This window comes from Mycobacterium paraterrae (assembly GCF_022430545.2).
Classification (GTDB): domain Bacteria; phylum Actinomycetota; class Actinomycetes; order Mycobacteriales; family Mycobacteriaceae; genus Mycobacterium; species Mycobacterium paraterrae.
In genome coordinates this window covers 2675818-2692485 of record NZ_CP092488.2, presented here as the reverse complement: position 1 = coordinate 2692485, position 16668 = coordinate 2675818, and the positions used below count along the sequence as shown (strand labels likewise).

Annotated in this window: 15 protein-coding genes, 1 pseudogene and 1 riboswitch; of the genes and pseudogenes, 5 read left to right on the top strand and 11 right to left on the bottom strand. The window is 67.2% G+C overall.

The features are described from left to right. Positions 1 to 28 precede the first annotated feature (28 nt). The 3 genes from MKK62_RS12810 to MKK62_RS12800 all read right to left on the bottom strand — a co-directional run bounded on the left by MKK62_RS12810 (position 29) and on the right by MKK62_RS12800 (position 2262). A complete protein-coding gene (locus MKK62_RS12810; protein WP_240260724.1) occupies positions 29 to 754 on the bottom strand; it encodes an AIM24 family protein in 726 nt (241 codons plus the stop codon). Positions 755 to 763: 9 nt separating this feature from the next. Next, positions 764 to 1018, bottom strand: coding sequence for a hypothetical protein (locus MKK62_RS12805; RefSeq protein WP_240260725.1), 255 nt, complete (start codon positions 1016 to 1018; stop codon positions 764 to 766). Positions 1019 to 1101: 83 nt separating this feature from the next. Then, on the bottom strand, positions 1102 to 2262 hold the full coding sequence (locus MKK62_RS12800) for a BTAD domain-containing putative transcriptional regulator (protein ID WP_240260726.1): 1161 nt from the start codon (positions 2260 to 2262) through the stop codon (positions 1102 to 1104). Positions 2263 to 2333: 71 nt separating this feature from the next. Between MKK62_RS12800 and MKK62_RS12795 the strand changes: the two genes are divergently transcribed. Further along, the gene (locus MKK62_RS12795; protein WP_240260727.1) at positions 2334 to 4190 is read left to right on the top strand and encodes a serine/threonine-protein kinase; all 1857 of its coding nucleotides are present in this window, start codon (positions 2334 to 2336) and stop codon (positions 4188 to 4190) included. Between the two features lie 84 nt (positions 4191 to 4274). Here the strand turns inward: MKK62_RS12795 and MKK62_RS12790 are convergent, their stop codons facing one another. From MKK62_RS12790 to thiO, 6 genes are all read right to left on the bottom strand, one after another. After that, positions 4275 to 5762 carry a M28 family metallopeptidase gene (locus tag MKK62_RS12790; protein WP_240260728.1) on the bottom strand — a complete coding sequence of 496 codons (1488 nt, stop codon included), beginning with the start codon at positions 5760 to 5762 and terminating at the stop codon, positions 4275 to 4277. An 11-nt stretch (positions 5763 to 5773) separates the two neighbouring features. After that, the gene (locus MKK62_RS12785; protein WP_240260729.1) at positions 5774 to 6721 is read right to left on the bottom strand and encodes an anti-sigma factor RsbA family regulatory protein; all 948 of its coding nucleotides are present in this window, start codon (positions 6719 to 6721) and stop codon (positions 5774 to 5776) included. Positions 6722 to 6814: 93 nt separating this feature from the next. After that, on the bottom strand, positions 6815 to 7570 hold the full coding sequence (locus MKK62_RS12780; protein WP_240260730.1) for an SGNH/GDSL hydrolase family protein: 756 nt from the start codon (positions 7568 to 7570) through the stop codon (positions 6815 to 6817). Next, on the bottom strand, positions 7567 to 8325 hold the full coding sequence (locus MKK62_RS12775; RefSeq protein WP_240260731.1) for a thiazole synthase: 759 nt from the start codon (positions 8323 to 8325) through the stop codon (positions 7567 to 7569). The genes MKK62_RS12780 and MKK62_RS12775 overlap by 4 nt, the downstream gene beginning before the upstream one ends. Then, on the bottom strand, positions 8318 to 8515 hold the full coding sequence (gene thiS / locus MKK62_RS12770; protein WP_240260732.1) for a sulfur carrier protein ThiS: 198 nt from the start codon (positions 8513 to 8515) through the stop codon (positions 8318 to 8320). Before thiS ends, MKK62_RS12775 begins: the two co-directional genes overlap by 8 nt. After that, on the bottom strand, positions 8512 to 9525 hold the full coding sequence (gene thiO, locus MKK62_RS12765; RefSeq protein ID WP_240260733.1) for a glycine oxidase ThiO: 1014 nt from the start codon (positions 9523 to 9525) through the stop codon (positions 8512 to 8514). Before thiO ends, thiS begins: the two co-directional genes overlap by 4 nt. Beyond that, a riboswitch (TPP riboswitch) is annotated at positions 9514 to 9625 on the bottom strand. It overlaps the preceding gene by 12 nt. A 24-nt stretch (positions 9626 to 9649) precedes the next feature. Between thiO and thiE the strand changes: the two genes are divergently transcribed. Beyond that, on the top strand, positions 9650 to 10321 hold the full coding sequence (thiE, locus tag MKK62_RS12760) for a thiamine phosphate synthase (RefSeq protein ID WP_240260734.1): 672 nt from the start codon (positions 9650 to 9652) through the stop codon (positions 10319 to 10321). On the opposite strand, the gene MKK62_RS12755 is transcribed toward thiE, so the two are convergent. Beyond that, positions 10293 to 10916 (bottom strand): NUDIX hydrolase, encoded by a 624-nt coding sequence (locus MKK62_RS12755; protein WP_240260735.1) that lies wholly within the window; start codon positions 10914 to 10916, stop codon positions 10293 to 10295. The two genes, thiE and MKK62_RS12755, sit on opposite strands and share 29 nt — an antisense overlap. Before the next feature lie 222 nt (positions 10917 to 11138). On the opposite strand from MKK62_RS12755, the gene glnX reads away from it, so the two are divergent. The 3 genes from glnX to MKK62_RS12740 are packed head-to-tail and all read left to right on the top strand — an operon-like array spanning position 11139 to position 15693. Further along, a complete protein-coding gene (glnX, locus tag MKK62_RS12750) occupies positions 11139 to 12458 on the top strand; it encodes a protein kinase G-activating protein GlnX (RefSeq protein WP_240260736.1) in 1320 nt (439 codons plus the stop codon). Continuing rightward, entirely contained in the window at positions 12455 to 13429 is a 975-nt protein-coding gene (locus MKK62_RS12745; protein ID WP_240260737.1) for a glutamate ABC transporter substrate-binding protein, read from the top strand. The genes glnX and MKK62_RS12745 overlap by 4 nt, the downstream gene beginning before the upstream one ends. Then, a complete protein-coding gene (locus tag MKK62_RS12740; protein ID WP_240260738.1) occupies positions 13429 to 15693 on the top strand; it encodes a serine/threonine-protein kinase PknG in 2265 nt (754 codons plus the stop codon). Before MKK62_RS12745 ends, MKK62_RS12740 begins: the two co-directional genes overlap by 1 nt. Positions 15694 to 15811: 118 nt before the next feature. Here the strand turns inward: MKK62_RS12740 and MKK62_RS12735 are convergent. Continuing rightward, positions 15812 to 16665 (bottom strand): annotated as a pseudogene (locus MKK62_RS12735) (endonuclease domain-containing protein). Between the last annotated feature and the right edge of the window lie 3 nt (positions 16666 to 16668).

Here is a 16668-nt window from a genome sequence, read left to right as displayed (position 1 = left end):
GAGTGGGCTTGATGGATTCTTAATGCCGTTACTCCGACGCGTCGGCCGAGACATCCAGGTACATCGATTGAAGTCCGACCCGTCCCGGCCCGGTGAAGCGGTTGAAGACGAGATTCCCACTGCCGCCGAACATTCCGGTGCGAAGCCCATAGACCTTCGGTTCCATCGAGACACTCTCGTCGCGATAGATCCAGCTGCCGGGTTCGACGTCGATCTGCTCACCGGGTGCGAGCACCTTCTCGAAAACGTTGCCGTAGCCGTGCAACCACACCACACCTTCGGACTGGGTTGCGGCGAACCGGTCGACGAAGAGTCCCGTCGCGCCGGCCAGCATGTTGCGGATCCCCTTCTGACGCGTAAAGCCGTACTCCACATTGCCGGTGGCAGCGAGGTATTGGTGCTCTCGCACCTCGACCGCCGCACCCGGACGCAGATGCAACGGAAAGACGTGTCCGGCACCGTCGCGGGAGAGCGCGACCTGGCCGGGTCCCCGCGCTTCGGTCATCAGCAGCTGCATGCCGGCGACCATCCGCTTCAGGGCGCCCTTGCCCCTGAGCCCGATGTCGAGCCCAGGGTCCTTCCACAAGATGACGTGGTGCTCGAAGAACACCGGCACGCTGCCGTCCAGCCAGAGGTGCAGTACCGGCACCAGCTCTCCGTCGATGCGGTAGTAGACGCCTGGCGCGCGTCCGTCGGACACGTTGGTGGGCAGCAGTTGTGGCGGCTCGGGCCGATAGGACGATGTGCTGGTCATCGTCCCGGCTCAGGGTCGCGTGGCGTAGCGAGTGAGAAAGCCGAACGCGGCAATCCCTGCGACCACGCCGATCACACCCCACAACACGATGGAGAACACGAGCGAACCGAAAAGGAAGTCATAGGTCAGTGAGAGGTAGATCGACCAGAGCACGCGGTAGATGCACCAGAAGGCCGTAAGCGCGGCGCTGATCCCGATGATCAGGCTCCGGCTACGATCGACGCGGTCGATCTGTTCCTCGATGTTGGCGGGCAGAATCTTCATGTGCGTTGTCCTTTCGTGAGGTTGCGGTGCCGCCTCGCAGCACCTGTGCTCGCTCACTGTCCGGGACAGCGCTTACTGGATCCTTAACGCTCGGGCGCGCCCGTGTCGAGGGTGAATTCCTGGTCGCCGATCCGAATCTGGTCACCGTGGTGGAGTTTCGCGCTGGGGTCGATGCGCTTGCGGCGCACTCGCACGCCGTTCGCCGATCCCAGGTCGGTGATGAGCAGCGCTCGGCCGTCGTCGGCGATCACCGCGTGGTGACGACTGACCTTGGCGTCGGACAGCACGATGTCGTTGTCGGGGCTGCGGCCGATCCGGGTGGCCGAGCCGGCGAGTGCGTAACGCTGGCCGTCGGCGTCGACCAATGCGGCGGCCCGGGGTCCTCTGACTCGAATTGCGTTGTCCGACTGGGCGACAATGGTGTCTTCGGCGTGCGTCTGGGCAACCTTGCGAGCGTCCAGCGGTTCCTGTCGCAGGATGCGTTCGTACAGTTCGCGGATGGTCCAGCCCGGGTCGATGCCCAGGTCCTCGGCCAGCAGGGTCTTCAGCCTCAGGTATGCATCGAGTGCGTCCGATTGGCGATCAGCCAAGTAGTAAGCGGTGATCAGCTGCGCCCACAACGGTTCTCGGTAGCCGTGGCTGGCGGTCAGCGCCTCGAGTTCGGAGATCACGGTATGCGGTCGACCGCAGGCAATTTCGGCTTCGGCGCGCGCGATGTAGACCAACACTCGCTCCTCGTCGAGCGCCGCTGCGAGGGTCTCCACGAACTGGAAATCGCTCAAGTCCTCCAACACTGGGCCACGCCACTGGCCGAGTGCGGCGAGCAGATGCCGGCTCGCCTGCTCGAACTGCGCCGCGGCGGCGGCCTGTACGCCGGCATTTTTCTCGGCGATGAAGCGACCGAAGTCGTACTGGTCGTCGCGGATCGACAATTGGTAGCCCGGCGGTCTATTGGCCAGCACGGACCGGTCGATGCCGGCGTCACCCATCACCCGTCGCAAGTTGGAGATGTAGGCATGCAGCGTCGCCCGCGCTCCCGTGGGCGGCCGCTGATCCCAGGCGGCCCCGATGAGCGAGTCGATGCTGACCGGTCGATTCGCGTTGACGATCAACATGGCCAGCACCGCGCGCTGCTTGGGTGTGCCCAACGGCACCGCGACGTCACCCGTGCGGACCTGCAACGGCCCCAACACCCCGAACTGGGCCGCCGCAAAGGACTGCCCCGTATCCAACCCATCGGCCATCATGATGTTTCTACGCTCACCGAGTTCGCCAGCTAAACAAAAGCAGCATAGCTTCCGGTTACTATCTGCCCATGCCGGTTTCGGTGGGTGAGACGTTCGCGGGTTTCACGATCCTGCGTGTGCTGGGCGCCGGCGGCATGGGCACGGTGTACCTGGCCGCGCATCCCCGCCTGCCGCGGCAAGATGCGTTGAAGGTTTTGCCACCGCTGTGGACCGCCGACCCGGAATATCGCGAACGGTTTCTGCGCGAGGCGAATCTATCTGCCAGCTTGTCGCATCCCAACATCCTGGGCGTCCACGACCGCGGCGAGTACGACGGACAGCTGTGGATCTCAATGGACTACGTCAACGGCACCGACGCTGCCAAGCTGGTCCGCGAGCATCACCCGGACGGATTGCCCGCCCACCAAGCGCTCGAGATCGTCACCGCCGTGGCGTCGGCGCTCGATTACGCGCACGGGCAAGGTTTGCTGCACCGCGACATCAAGCCCGCCAACATTCTGCTGGACCCCAAGACGCAACGAATCTTCCTCGCCGACTTCGGCATTGCCCGCCTGATCGACGACCCGGCCGGGTTGACCGCGACCAACATGGCGGTCGGCACGATGGCCTACGCCGCTCCCGAGCAGCTCAGAGGCGAACCGCTCGACGGCCGGACCGACGAGTATGCGTTGGCGTGCACGGCCTTTGACCTGCTGACCGGGTCACCACCCTACGTCGACTCCAATCCCGCCGTGGTGATCACCAAACACGTTGCGGCGGCCATACCCTCGGTCAGTGAGCGACGGCCGGAGCTTGTCGCGCTGGACCCGGTGCTGGCCAAGGCGATGGCCAAGACGCCCGGCGACCGGTATGCCAGCTGCGGGGAATTCGCCCGGGAACTGAGCTACGCGCTCAACCCACCGTCCGGCTACTTACATCGGCCGCCCCCACCGCCGCCGAGCCCGTCCGCGCCTGCGGCCACACTCGTCACCAGGACACGCCGCCCGTCACGTCCGAAACTATTTGCGGCGCTTGCCGTTACCGCAGCGCTGCTGGTGGTCGCGGCGGTTTTCGCCGGCGTGAAATTCATGCGGCCGAACGATCGGTCCGGCAGCGCTTCACCGGCCGCCGCAACCCACGAATTCAGCGGTACCTACCGGGCGGACTACGCCCCCGGCACCGACCTCGAGGGTAACGCCGTCCCGGGTGCGCCATCCACGACTGGCACCTGGGATGTGCGCTCTACGTGCGGATCCGGCGGCTGTATCGCGACGGCGTCCTACACTGGTACCAGCGGAATCCCGCTCGTCTCGAACCTGGTGTTCGACCAGATAGCCGGCAGTTGGATCGCCGTCGGCCTCGGTTCGACGTCCTGCGGCGGCGCACCCACCGAGCTGTGGGTGATTTACACCCTGCAGCCGCAGCCCGACGGCACCCTGTCCGGTGATAGCACCAGGTTCAACACCAACGGGTGCGGGGCAGCAAAGCTAGCCGTAACCTTCACCCGCACCGGCGATCCCGATCTCTCGAAGGTTTCCGATCCGGCCACATTGCCGCCGCGGGTGACATCGGTAGCCACCACGCTACGCGGCCGCTACCACGAAACGGTCACCATGGCGAATGGCGACGTCGAACCGGGCCGAGACGACCTGACCGTCCGGACGGTGTGTCTGCGCACCGGCGAGCGATGCATGAGTATGTTCCACGCGCCCGACGGGGTGGTGCCCCTGGTGTTCGCCGGCGAAAAGTGGACCCGCGACGAGGAGGCCGACGTACCGTGCGGTCTCGGCGGAACCACACACATCAAGTTCACTGCCGAATATCCGGTGCCCGACCCGCCGCAAGATCCGATCAAGTTACTCACTGGCCACGGTCAGAAGATTCTGACTGGAAGCGCTTGTGTCGGAGGGGATCTGGAAGACAAATTCGAGCGCACCGGCGACTAGCGGTGCTGGGCCCCAACGTGAAACCATCTTCACGTTCGGTGCCGAGAGTGAAGCCAGCTTCACTCTCGCGGTGGCCGGGCCTGGCTACTTCTTGGTGAGTTCGTGGCGGGTGCGGTCTTCGCGCACGGGGACGCCGTTGCGACCGGTGATGTCTTGGGCGTAAAGGCCTATCGCATAGGCAACTCCACCGCCGTTGATGCCGAGTTCGGCGCGATCGATGTGATCCAGCGTGTCGGTGCTCTTGTGATAGTTGGGGTCGAACGGCTCGTCGGCGGCGCCACCCCACAGCTTCGCCTCGTCCGCGGACTTCTTGTTCTCCGCACCCGAGAACAGCCCGCCGGCCGGAATGCCGGCCTGCGTGAAGCCGTCATAGTCCGACCTGCCGTCGAACGACGTGTCCTGCGGCGTTTTTCCCGCAGAGTTGAGGTAAGCGGCCAGCGACCGCTCGATGCCGGCGGAGCCCTCGGGCACCACCGGGCTGCCGCGCTTGTCCGCCGGCAAGGACTGGTCGCCGTCGTAGGTGAAGTACCCGGGGTTCGGTGACGCGAGCATGTCGAAATTCAAGTAGAGCGCAATGTCTTTGAGCGCGTTGAGGTCTAGTGACTCGACGTACTTGCGCGATCCGATCAACCCGAGTTCCTCGGCGCCCCAGAAGCCGAACCGCACCGCATTGTGAATTCCGGGCGACGGCCCCAGTTGCAGGGCGGTCTCGAGCACCGCAGCGACCCCGGAGCCGTTGTCGTTGATGCCGGGCCCTTCGGGGACGCTGTCGAGGTGCGCCCCGGCCATCACGACGTCGGTGGCCGAGCCGGTCTTGGTCTGCGCGATGACGTTTCGGGCTGTGATGTTTTTGGTGTCGGCGGTCAGGTGCAGGGTTGCGGGCCCGATGCCCGCGCGAAGCGCTGCCCCGTCGGGTTTGGTGACTCCCACCACCGGAATCTTGACGTTGTTGGTCTCGCCGAGCGTGCCGGAGATGTGTTCCTCGACGACGTTGTCGGCCACGATCACCGCCAATGCGCCGCGTTGTGCGGCGGCACCGGCCTTCTGGGAGAACGGGCAGGTGCCCCGATCCACCAGCACGACGGCACCGTTGACCTGGAGGTGGTCGTAATCGGCGGCGGCGCAGCCGGGGCTCCCGTCCGCCGGGAAGGCGACCAGCGGGCCCGTGACGCCCTCGGGCGGCGTCCCGATGCTGTACTCCAGCGCGCGGGCCTCGTAATTCTTGTCCGCGACGGTCACAGACCCGGGGTCGGCGTGGAACACGTGCGCGTCGAATTGCATCGTCTGGACGTCAAAGCCCTTGTCGCGCAACTTACCCACGACATAGTCGACGCTTGCGTCGTACCCCGGCGTGCCGACCGCTCGGGTGTTGTTGTTGGCGTTGGCGATGTCCTGCAGCTTGGTCAGGTGCGCCATCATCGCGTCGGCGGTGACCCGGCCCTTCAACGAAGCGGCGAAGTCCGGGGCCGAGATCTGCTTCGTCGAGGCGGCGGTGTTCGACGACGCACATCCGCCGGTGAGCAGCAGCAGAGTCGCAGCCGCGGCCAGTATCGCTCTTGATTTGATAGCCATTGCGCCCCAGGTTAGACGCACTCGACCTGTTCTGAGGGATCGTCGCGCAGCAGGTAGGCGTGGATCGTGGTTCCGCGTGCGGTGGCGTGGGTGCGCAGCAGGTCCGCGATGGCGTTCACCACGAATAGGCCATAGGGTCCGTTCCTCCCGCCAGTGGGCGGCCGGCGGCCAGCCAGCGGGTCCGCCCAGTGGCCCATGTCGCGCGCCTCGCAGACGACGAATCCGCTGTCGTACCAGAACGCGAGGCGACACGGTCCGCCGGCGTGATCAAGACTGTTGGTGGCCAACTCCGTGGTGACCAGGAGGAGGTCGGCGATCCGCTCTGCGGCCATTCCGACCAGTCGGCCGTAGCGTTCCGCGCACCGGCGGGCCCCGGCCAGATCCAGGGCGTGCTCGACGGTGTGGGTGACCGCGGCGGGGTGGGTGTCCAGCGGTTGGTTGCAGCGATCGAGTGCGGCGTCGACCGCGTACTCCTCGCAGTGGGTGCGCGATCCGTTCTGCCAGACCTGCGGGTGGGTGAGCCGGACGTGGCCCAACACGGTGTCGTCCAAACCGGAGGCGTCATAGGGGCACAGGCCGGTGACGTTGAAACCGGAGAACGCGAGGTTGCTGAGGGCCTCGTGCTGCAGGCAGGCGAGGTACTCATGCTCGGTCCGCCCGGTCCACGCGGGTTCGGCGATCACCCGGACGTGTTTGTCGGGATGGGCGTCGATGAATGCGTGCTGACCGGCGATGATCCGGCCGGGGTTGCGGCCGAAGTCGGTGATGTCGGCCGTGGTGACGTCCTTGGCGGCATCGCCGAGTGCGTCACACACCGGTCCCAGTTTTGCGCCCGGGATAGCGAGCATGACGGGCTGTTGGTGATCCAGCCCGTCGTTGATGAAATGCACCAGCGAGTCGACGTACTCGCGCTCCGAGTAATAGAGAAGCGCCGAATGATCGAACTTTCGACGGTGCACGTGTTCTCTCAGTGTTCTGTCGATGTGTGGTTCCTCGGCCTTGCTGCGCGATGGCGCAGCGAGCTTAGATTTACCCAGGCGCCAAAAAGCTAATCAGGCGTGGTTGATCTGCTCGACGATCAGGTCGGCGACGGCGGCCATACCTGCGGCGTTGGGATGAAATGGTGCAGGGCGCCAGGGCAGTGGCCACCCCGCGCCCACGGTCCAGGGGTCGCTCGACCATGGATGGTGCGTGCGGCTGGCTTGACTGGCGCGTACCAATTCGCATCCGGTGGCCGCGGCGGCCGTCGCGGTCGCCTCCTGGAGTCCCGCCGCGACGAATCGACCTAGGTCGGCATGTTCGGGCGATAGCGGGGCGGCGTCGACTCCCGGTCCGGGCAACAGCGTGAGGTAGTCGACGAAGATCACCCGGGCCTGCGGTGACCGCTGGCACACCGAGGTTGCGACGGCGCGCAGCGCGTCACCGACGCCGGCGAGGGCTTGTTCGCGAGCCCCGCGGTCGAGAAGCTCGCGGATGGACGGCAGCTTGCGCAGCAGCGACGGCAGCGCGGCGCCCATCAGCAACGGCACGTAGCCGACGTCGTTGCCGCCGATCGTGATCGTCACGACCTTTTCCGATCCGTTCAGCGCGTCGATCTGCGGCGGCGCGCCGCGCTGCCGTTCGTCGAGCACGTGGGCCGTCGTGGCCCCGGAGAAGGTGACGTCGACCAGGTCGAGGTGCAGCTGATTGGCGACCAGGTGGGGGTAGTTGCGCGCCGACCGTCCCGACCCGAACGGAGCGCCCGGTGCGCTCGGCTTGATGCCGGGCCCGGCCGCCATCGAACTGCCCAGCGCTACGTAACGACTCACCTGGAGGGGCTCGAGGCCTGCGCCCAAAACCGCTTGGGAATGCGTCCGGCTCGGCGGGCGAGATACCCCGCGGTGACGGCGGCGGCCATCGCGGCGGCCATCGCGGGCGGGTCGGCGGCTCGGGTCACCGCGGTGGCCAACAGCACTGCGTCGCAACCCAATTCCATCGCAAGAGCCGCGTCACTGGCGGTGCCGATGCCGGCGTCGAGGACGACGGGCACCCCGGACTGGGCCACGATCATCTCGATGTTGTGCGGGTTGGCGATTCCCAGCCCGGTACCGATCGGCGAGCCGAGCGGCATCACCGCCACGCACCCGGTGTCCTCCAGGCGTTTGGCCAGCACCGGATCGTCGTTGGTGTAGGGCAGCACGACGAAGCCGTCGTCGACCAATTGCTCTGCGGCGCGGACCAATTCGACGGCATCGGGTAGCAGCGTGCGCTCGTCGGCGATCACTTCCAGCTTGACCCATTCGGTGCCGAGCGCTTCCCGGGCGAGTTGGGCGGTGAGCACCGCTTCGGCGGCGCTGCGACAACCGGCGGTGTTGGGCAGCGGCGTGATGCCCAACCGGCTGAGCAGGTCGAGCATGCCGGTGCCGCCCTCGGCGTCGACGCGACGCATCGCGACGGTGGTCAACTCGGTGCCGGAGGCGATCAAGGCTTCTTCGAGGACGGCCAGGTTCGACGCTCCCCCGGTGCCCATGATCAGCCGGGAGCCGAAGCTGCGGCCGGCGATGGTGAGTTTCTGATCAGCCACCCTGCACCGCCGTCACGACCTCGATATCGGCACCGTCGGATAGCGTTGTGGCCCAGCGTGATCGCGGTAACACGGCCTGGTCGACGGCCACCGCGATGCCCCGATCGGGATAGCCCAGCGATTGCAACAGCGCCGCGACGGTCATGTTCTCGTCGACCACGACGTCTTCGGCATTAATCTTGACGATCACGTAATCGCTCCCACCGGAAGAAGTTCGGACACAATCTGTTCGGCCGTCCACGGCGCAAGCAGGAAGCCCGACCGGCCGTGGCCGGCGGCGATCAGCGTGCGGTCGTCCAGCCGTCCCACCAACGGCAGGTTGTCCGGGGTCATCGGGCGCAGACCGGCGACGCACTCCGCGAACTCGTACTCGCCGAGCGCGGGCAGCACCGTGCACGCGTCGTCGAGCAGGTCACGCACACCTGACACCGTGGGCGCGGTATCACGGCCGTGCTCGTACTGGGTGGCGCCGACCACCACTCCGTCGGCGCGCGGCACCACATACACCGGACGCCCGTGCACACGAGCCCGAATCACCCGCTGCGGCAACGGCATACACCCTTTGCGCCAGCGCAACCTCAGCACCTCACCCTTCACCGGCCGGATCGGCAGGCCGGGCCACAGCGACGGCGCGTCGATGCCGTTGGCGATCACGACGGCGTCGGCACGCACCGAGCCGAGGTCGGTGAGCGGCTCGTCCCACTCGACGCCGAGTTGTGCACACGCCGCGGCCAGCGCATCGACCAGCGCGCGATTGTCGACCGCGAGTTCGGTGGGCGCCCGGAAGCCGTGCCGAATGCCCTGCGCCAGCATCGGTTCCACGTCGCGGGCGGCCGACTCCCAAACCACGGGATGCCCCTGCTCGGACAGCCAGTCTGCGACGGTCCTCAGGTCGGCGACGTCCGCGCGGTCGACGGCGACCACCAGCGACTCACGCGCGGTGATCACGTCGGCGGGCAGGCCGTCGGTGAATCCCTGTCGCCAGAGCCGCAGCGACTCCAGGCCCAGCTGTAGCAGGCGTTCCTCGCCCGGCCATCCCTCGCTGTGCGGGGCCAACATTCCCGCGGCGACCCACGATGCGCCGGGTTGCGTAGTGCGATGCAGTCGGACATGCCAGCCGGCCTGAGCCGCGTGCCGAGCCACGGACAGCCCGATGACGCCGCCGCCGATGACGGCCAGCGTCCCCGAATCCGATGGCATCTCACTCCCTTCGCCGGCATGATCCGGATCAGGTCGACGGTAAGGACAGGCTGCTGTGTCCACTCTCAGCCCCGCTCCAGGGACTCCCGTGTCGGCTCCCTACGGTAGTCGTTAGCGTCGCGGTGTGCATCAACCACTGGAACGGCTGGCCAGCGCCCGGCTCTACCTCTGCACCGACGCCCGCCGCGACACCGGGGACCTGGCCGAATTCGCCGACGCCGCGCTGGCCGGCGGAGTCGACATCATCCAGCTGCGCGACAAGGGCTCGACCGGTGAGCAGCGACTGGGCCCGCTGGAGGCCCGCGAAGAGCTCAAAGCGCTGGAGGTGCTGGCCGACGCCGCCCGCCGGCACGGCGCGCTGCTGGCCGTCAACGACCGCGCCGACATCGCCCGCGCCGCCGGCGCCGACGTGCTGCACCTCGGCCAGGACGACCTGCCGCTCGACGTCGCACGCGACATCGTCGGGCCCGACCGCGTGATCGGCCGCTCGACGCACGACGCCACGCAGGTCGATGCCGCGGCCACGGAGGCCGTCGACTACTTCTGCGTCGGGCCGTGCTGGCCGACCCCCACCAAACCCGGACGCCCGGCACCGGGGCTCGCGCTGGTCCGGTCGACCGCCAACCTGGGCGTCGACAAGCCGTGGTTCGCGATCGGCGGCATCGACGCGGCGCGCGTGCCGGAGGTGCTGGAAGCGGGCGCGCGTCGGATCGTCGTGGTCCGGGCGATCACCGCCGCCGAGGATCCACGGGCCGCGGCCGAAGCGCTCAGTTCGGCACTTGCAGCAGCGAGCTGATCCGCGAGCTCAGCCGCGACGGCTCCTGATCGGGATGGCCCGCCGTGCACCACACGAAGACGCCCTCCTCGATTTCGATCGTGCGCGGCAGGCTGTCCCTCAGCTGATCGTCGTGGCTGAGCGGTAAGACCTCCGACACGGTGCGCAGGCGGTGCCAGCTGGCCGCGAAGCCGGGATGCAACGGCAATGCGTCGACCTCGTCCTCGGCGACCCAGCGCATCTCGGCACTTTCGAAGTTCGCCACGGTCTGCAGTTGCTCGGGCGCATCGGCGACGACGGTGGTGTAGGTCCAACTCGTCCCGCTGGCCTTCGCGGTGATCACGCTGGCACGGACCGAGACGAGTCGGCTGACCAGACCAGCCTCCTCGTGCGCTTCGCGGACCGCGGCCTCCTCGGGGCTCTCGTGGCTGTCACGGGCCCCGCCCGGCAGACCCCACGTCCCACCCTGGTGGCTCCACGGCGCCCGGTGCTGCAGCAGAACCGCGGGCGAACCGTCGGATCGCGGCGCTCGAAGCAACAAACCGGCCGCGCCGAACCGACCCCAATGTGGGCTGCCGGTGTCAGACACCACCCATCCGTCACCGTCACCGCGCACGTAGTCATGTTAAGCAAGCCTCGCCGACGATGCGGGCGGCTCGTCGCCCGAGGAGGAGGCGGCATCTAAGGATGGAGCATGAATGGCGCGGGCCAGGTCGCGGACCGGTAACGAGTCGGGAAATCTGAGTGAGGACCTCCCCGCATCTCAGGAAAACACTCTTAGACTTCACTTAATACCCGTTCGCGACATGCACGCTTGGAAGATTGGGTCGGAACAGACGTGACCGTGGAGTTGGCGCACCCGTCGACTGAACCTCTGGGGTCGCGGTCGCCGATCGAGCCGGCCCACCCCCGCTGGTGGTTTGTGGCGACGACGCCGGGCCGGATTCTGTCGATCGGTCTGGTGCTGGCCATCCTCGGCGGGCTCACCGCCTTCGCCACCTCGACCACGATCAACCAGCGGCAGCACGCGCTCACCACGGTCCTCAGCCACACCGAGCCGCTGGCCTTCGCGGCCGGGCGGCTCTACACCACTCTCTCGGTCGCCGACGCGGCGGCAGCGACCGCATTCATCGCCCAGGCCGAGCCGCGAACCGTGCGGCAGCGCTACGAGCAGGCGATCACCGACGCCGCGGTCGCGGTCACCCGCGCATCCAGCGGTCTGACCGACGAGCCGCTGGTCCAGCTGCTCGGCCGGGTCAACGCGGAATTGGCCGTCTACACCGGGCTGATCGAGATCGCGCGGACCAACAACCGGGCCGGCAATCCGGTCGGATCGTCCTATTTGTCCGAGGCGTCGACGTTGATGCAGTCGACGATCCTGCCCGACGCGGCCCGGCTCTATGCCCAGACGTCGGAGCGAGTGGACACCGAGACCACGGCGTCGACTCAAGTGCCGGCGCCGGTGATCCTGGTGGTGCTCACCACGGCGATCTTCGGCGCGTTCTCGCACCGGTGGCTGGCCCGTCGCACCAGGCGGCGGATCAATCCCGGTCTTGTCGCCGGTGGGCTGGCCATTCTCGTTATGGTGGTGTGGGTCGGCACCGCGCTCGCGATCTCCACCAGCGGCAGCCGCAGCGCCAAAAACACTGCGGCCGAGTCACTGAAGACGATCACGAATCTGTCCATCAGTGCGCAGCAGGCGCGTGCCGACGAGACCTTGTCGCTGATTCGGCGCGGCGACGAAGAGGTCCGCAAGAAGACGTTCTACCAACGCATCGATGCCATGCACCGACAACTCGACGACTATCTGGCGCGCAACGACGCCGTCGACAAGAACGACCTGCAGGGCGCGGACGCGTTGCTGAATCAGTGGCGCCGGGCCGACGACCGGATCAACTCCTACATCTCGGTGGGTAATTACCGCGCGGCCACCCAAGTGGCGCTGGGCAACGGCGAAGACGACTCGACGCCCGCCTTCGACAAGCTCGACCACGCACTGGTGCGGGCGATGGAGCAAAGTCGCCACGAGTTGCGCGACGACATTCTCAACGCCCGAGCGGGTCTGGCCGGCGCGACCGTCGGTGGCATCGTGCTCAGCCTGGGTGCCGCGGTCGCGGTGGCGCTGGGACTGTGGCCGCGGTTGATGGAGTACCGATGAGGCGGCGGCCGCTGCGGATGCTGTGCGTCGCCGCGGCGACGGCGCTTCTCTTGGCCGGTTGCAGCGAGTCGGCGTCGATGGTGGTGGCGCCGGCGCCGACGTTGCCGCCGCCCACACCCGCCGGCATGCAGGAGATGCCGCCGCAGCCGCCGCTGCCCGTCGACAAGACCGGTGACGACTGCAATGCGACGGCGAGCCTGCGTCCGTTCGACAATCCGGCCGACGCCGACGCCGCGGTCGCCAACATCCGGGCGCGCGGCAGGCTGATCGTCGGCCTGGACATCGGCAGCAACCTGTTCAGCTTCCGCGATCCGATCAGCGGCGAGATCGTCGGATTCGACGTCGACGTCGCCGGCGAGGTGGCGCGCGACATCTTCGGGAATCCGGCGCAGGTCGAGTACCGGATCCTGTCGTCGGCCGAGCGCATCACCGCGCTGCAGAAGGGCGAGGTGGACGCCGTCGTCAAGACGATGACCATCAACTGCGAACGGCGCAAGCTGGTCAACTTCTCGACCGTCTATCTGGATGCGGCACAACGCATTCTGGCTCCGCGCGATTCGCCGATCACCAAGCCCGCCGATCTGTCGGGCAAGCGGGTGTGCGTGGCCACCGGCACCACGTCGCTGAACCGGATCCGCGAAATCGCTCCGCCGCCGATCGTGGTCGAAGTCGTCAACTGGGCCGACTGCCTGGTGGCTTTGCAGCAGCGGCAGGTGGACGCGGTCAGCACTGACGACTCGATTCTGGCTGGCCTGGTGTCACAGGACCCGTATCTGCACATCGTCGGGCCGAACATGGGCACGCAGCCCTACGGCATCGGGGTTCAGTTGGACAACACCGGGCTGGTGCGTTACGTCAACGGCACTCTGGAGCGGATTCGCCGAGACGGCACGTGGAATACCTTGTACCGTAAATGGTTAACGGTGCTCGGCCCCGCCCCGGCGCCGCCCAACCCGAGGTACGTGGACTGATGGCCGAGCAACCGGTGGAAGCCGACACCGAGGACGCGGACGAGGTCGGCCCGGGCACCCAGCCCGCCGACTCGATGGTCGACTCGTCCGCGCAAAGCCGACCGATCGCGACGCAGGCGATCTTTCGCCCCGACTTCGACGACGATGACGACGACGACTTCCTGATCCAGGTCGGCGATACCGCGCCCACGGATCGAACGAAATCTGCAAGACGCGCGCCGGTTCGCCGGCTCGGCGGTGGACTGGTCGAGATCCCGCGGGTGCCGGACATCGACCCACTCGAAGCGTTGATGCCCAATCCGGTTGTGCCGGAATCGAAGCGGTATTGTTGGAACTGCGGACGACCGGTAGGCCGTTCCACCAACGACGAGACGGCTCCCTCCGAGGGTGAATGCCCCTACTGCGGCAGCCCGTATTCGTTTCTCCCGCAACTCAATCCGGGCGACGTGGTGGCGGGGCAGTACGAGATCAAGGGCTGCATCGCCCACGGCGGTCTCGGCTGGGTGTACCTGGCGCTGGACCGCAACGTCAACGACCGCCCGGTGGTGCTCAAGGGACTGGTGCATTCCGGCGACGCCGAGGCGCAGGCCATCGCGATGGCCGAGCGGCGATTCCTCGCCGAGGTCGTCCACCCCTCGATCGTGCAGATCTTCAACTTCGTCGAGCACACCGACCGGCACGGCGAACCCGTCGGCTACATCGTCATGGAGTACGTCGGCGGCCAGTCGCTCAAGCGCCGCAAGGGCGAGAAGCTGCCCGTCGCCGAGGCGATCGCCTATGTGATGGAGATCCTTCCGGCCCTGAGTTATCTGCATTCGATCGGCCTGGTCTACAACGACCTCAAGCCGGAGAACATCATGCTCACCGAGGAGCAGCTCAAGCTGATCGACCTGGGAGCGGTGTCGAGGATCAACTCCTTCGGCTACCTCTATGGCACGCCGGGATACCAGGCCCCGGAGATCGTGCGGACCGGCCCGACGGTGGCCACCGACATCTACACGGTGGGGCGCACGCTGGCGGCGCTGACGCTGAAGCTTCGGGCCCGCGGCGGCCGCTACGTCGACGGGCTGCCCGAGGACGATCCCGTGCTGGCCAAGTACGACTCGTTCGGCCGATTGCTGCGCCGCGCCATCGATCCCGATCCGAGCCGGCGGTTCGCCAGCGCCGAGGAGATGTCCGGCCAGCTGTCCGGTGTGCTGCGCGAGGTGGTCGCCCGCGACACCGGGGTGCGGCGGCCGAGCCTGTCGACCATCTTCTCACGCAGCCGCTCGACGTTCGGTGAGTCGCTGTTGGTCGCCCACACCGACGTCTATCTCGACGGCCACGTGCACTCCGAGAAGCTGACCGCCAAGGAGATCGTCACCGCGTTGCAGGTGCCGCTGGTCGATCCCGCCGACGTCGCCGCTCCCCTGTTGCAGGCGACCGTGCTGTCGCAGCCGGTGCAGACGCTGGATTCGCTGCGCGCATTCCGGCACGGCGCCATGGATTCCGAGGACATCGACCTGTCGGAGTCCGTCGAGCTGCCGTTGATGGAAGTCCGCGCGTTGCTCGACCTCGGCGACGTCGCCAAGGCCACCCGCAAGCTCGACGACCTGGCGGAGCGGGTGGGTTGGCGGTGGCGGCTGGTGTGGTATCGCGCCGTGTCCGAATTGCTCACCGGTGATTACGATTCCGCGAGCAAGCATTTCAGCGAAGTGCTCGACACATTTCCCGGCGAGCTGGCTCCGAAGATGGCGTTGGCCGCGACGGCCGAATTGGCCGGCAGCTCAGACGAACACAAGTATTACGAGGCGGTGTGGAAGACCGACGACGGGGTGATTTCGGCGGCCTTCGGGCTGGCCCGGGCGCAGTCGGTGGAGGGTGATCGAGAAGGAGCCGTGCGCACACTCGACGAAGTTCCCGCCACATCAAGGTATTTCACCACCGCCCGGTTGACCAGTGCGGTGACGCTGCTGTCCGGCCGGTCGACGAGTGACATCACCGAGGAGCAGATCCGCGACGCCGCGCGACGCGTCGAGGCGCTGCCGCCGACCGAGCCGCGGGTGTTGCAGATCCGCGCGCTGGTGTTGGGTAGCGCCCTTGACTGGCTGGGCGACCACGAGGCCAGCACCAACCACATCCTCGGCTTTCCGTTCACCGAGCACGGTCTGCGGCTCGGCGTCGAGGCGTCGCTGCGCGGCCTGGCCCGGGCGGCGCCCACGCAGGCGCATCGTTACAAGCTAATCGACATGGCCAACCGCGTGCGGCCCACGTCGACGTTCTAGGCCTTGCGTTCTCGGCTTTCGCGTCTTGGCGTCGAGTGTTGCGTGGCGGCGTCGAGTGTTGCGCTGCGGCGGGGCTTTTCGCCGAATTGCCGCCGCGACGACACACTGAGCGCCAGGCTTACACAGTCGATCGGCGCGCATCCAACGCTTGGCGCACGCGACGCAGCACTGCGCCGGGACGGTCTCCAGCGATCACCCGAATGACGATCCAACCGAGTCGATCAAGCGTCTCGAGCCGGCGGATGTCCTTGCGGTAGTGCAGCGGATTGGTTCGGTGGTGTTCACCGTCGTATTCGACGGCGACCATGAATTCCGGCCAGCCCATGTCGAGTAATAAGGTCCCGACTCGGTCGTCACGGGAAGCTGCGTCTCCGGTCGTGGCAAGCCAGCGTTGATCAGCAACAGCCTGAGATACGTTTCCTTTGGCGACTGCGCGCCGGCGTCCACCAGATCGAGTGCCGTCTCGAGGCTACGAAGACCCCGCGCACCCGGATGCCGGTCGGCCACCGACCGCACAACATCGAGGTCGAGCCGCGTCGCACGTGCCAACGCGTCCAACCGCGCGACCGCCTCCCGGTGCGGCGAACGACGCCCGATGTCGAACGCCGTGCGGTCCGGCGTGGTGACGGCCATGCCGCGGACTGCGACGACCTCGCCGTCGAGCAATACGTCGCGCCGGACCAGGACGCCCCGCGGCGAACGGGTGCTGCGGTGAATCAGCTCGATGGTGGCGTCGTCGTCGATCCAACTCGCGCCGTGCAGCGCAGCGGCCGCCAACCCCGCAATAGTGGCGCTGCGTCTCGACCACAGCCATGCTGCGGCGATGCGCCGGTCGAGGGAGAGCGGGGCCAGCTTGGACAGGTAGACGTCCGGGAATACCAGCCGATGCCGCGTTCGAAGCTGGTGCCGATTAAAGGAGCCACACGCCACGGCTTCGGTGCCGATGAATGGCGCTGCTAGGTCGGGCCGCACCGG

Bases quoted from the DNA above. Each gene is read 5' to 3' on its own strand.
- MKK62_RS12800 (WP_240260726.1), bottom strand. From the start codon at position 2,262: ATGGCCGATGGGTTGGATACGGGGCAGTCCTTTGCGGCGGCCCAGTTC.
- MKK62_RS12810 (WP_240260724.1), bottom strand. From the start codon at position 754: ATGACCAGCACATCGTCCTATCGGCCCGAGCCGCCACAACTGCTGCCC.
- MKK62_RS12740 (WP_240260738.1), top strand. From the start codon at position 13,429: ATGGCCGAGCAACCGGTGGAAGCCGACACCGAGGACGCGGACGAGGTC.
- MKK62_RS12795 (WP_240260727.1), top strand. From the start codon at position 2,334: ATGCCGGTTTCGGTGGGTGAGACGTTCGCGGGTTTCACGATCCTGCGT.
- MKK62_RS12745 (WP_240260737.1), top strand. From the start codon at position 12,455: ATGAGGCGGCGGCCGCTGCGGATGCTGTGCGTCGCCGCGGCGACGGCG.
- MKK62_RS12790 (WP_240260728.1), bottom strand. From the start codon at position 5,762: ATGGCTATCAAATCAAGAGCGATACTGGCCGCGGCTGCGACTCTGCTG.
- thiO (WP_240260733.1), bottom strand. From the start codon at position 9,525: ATGCCATCGGATTCGGGGACGCTGGCCGTCATCGGCGGCGGCGTCATC.
- MKK62_RS12805 (WP_240260725.1), bottom strand. From the start codon at position 1,018: ATGAAGATTCTGCCCGCCAACATCGAGGAACAGATCGACCGCGTCGAT.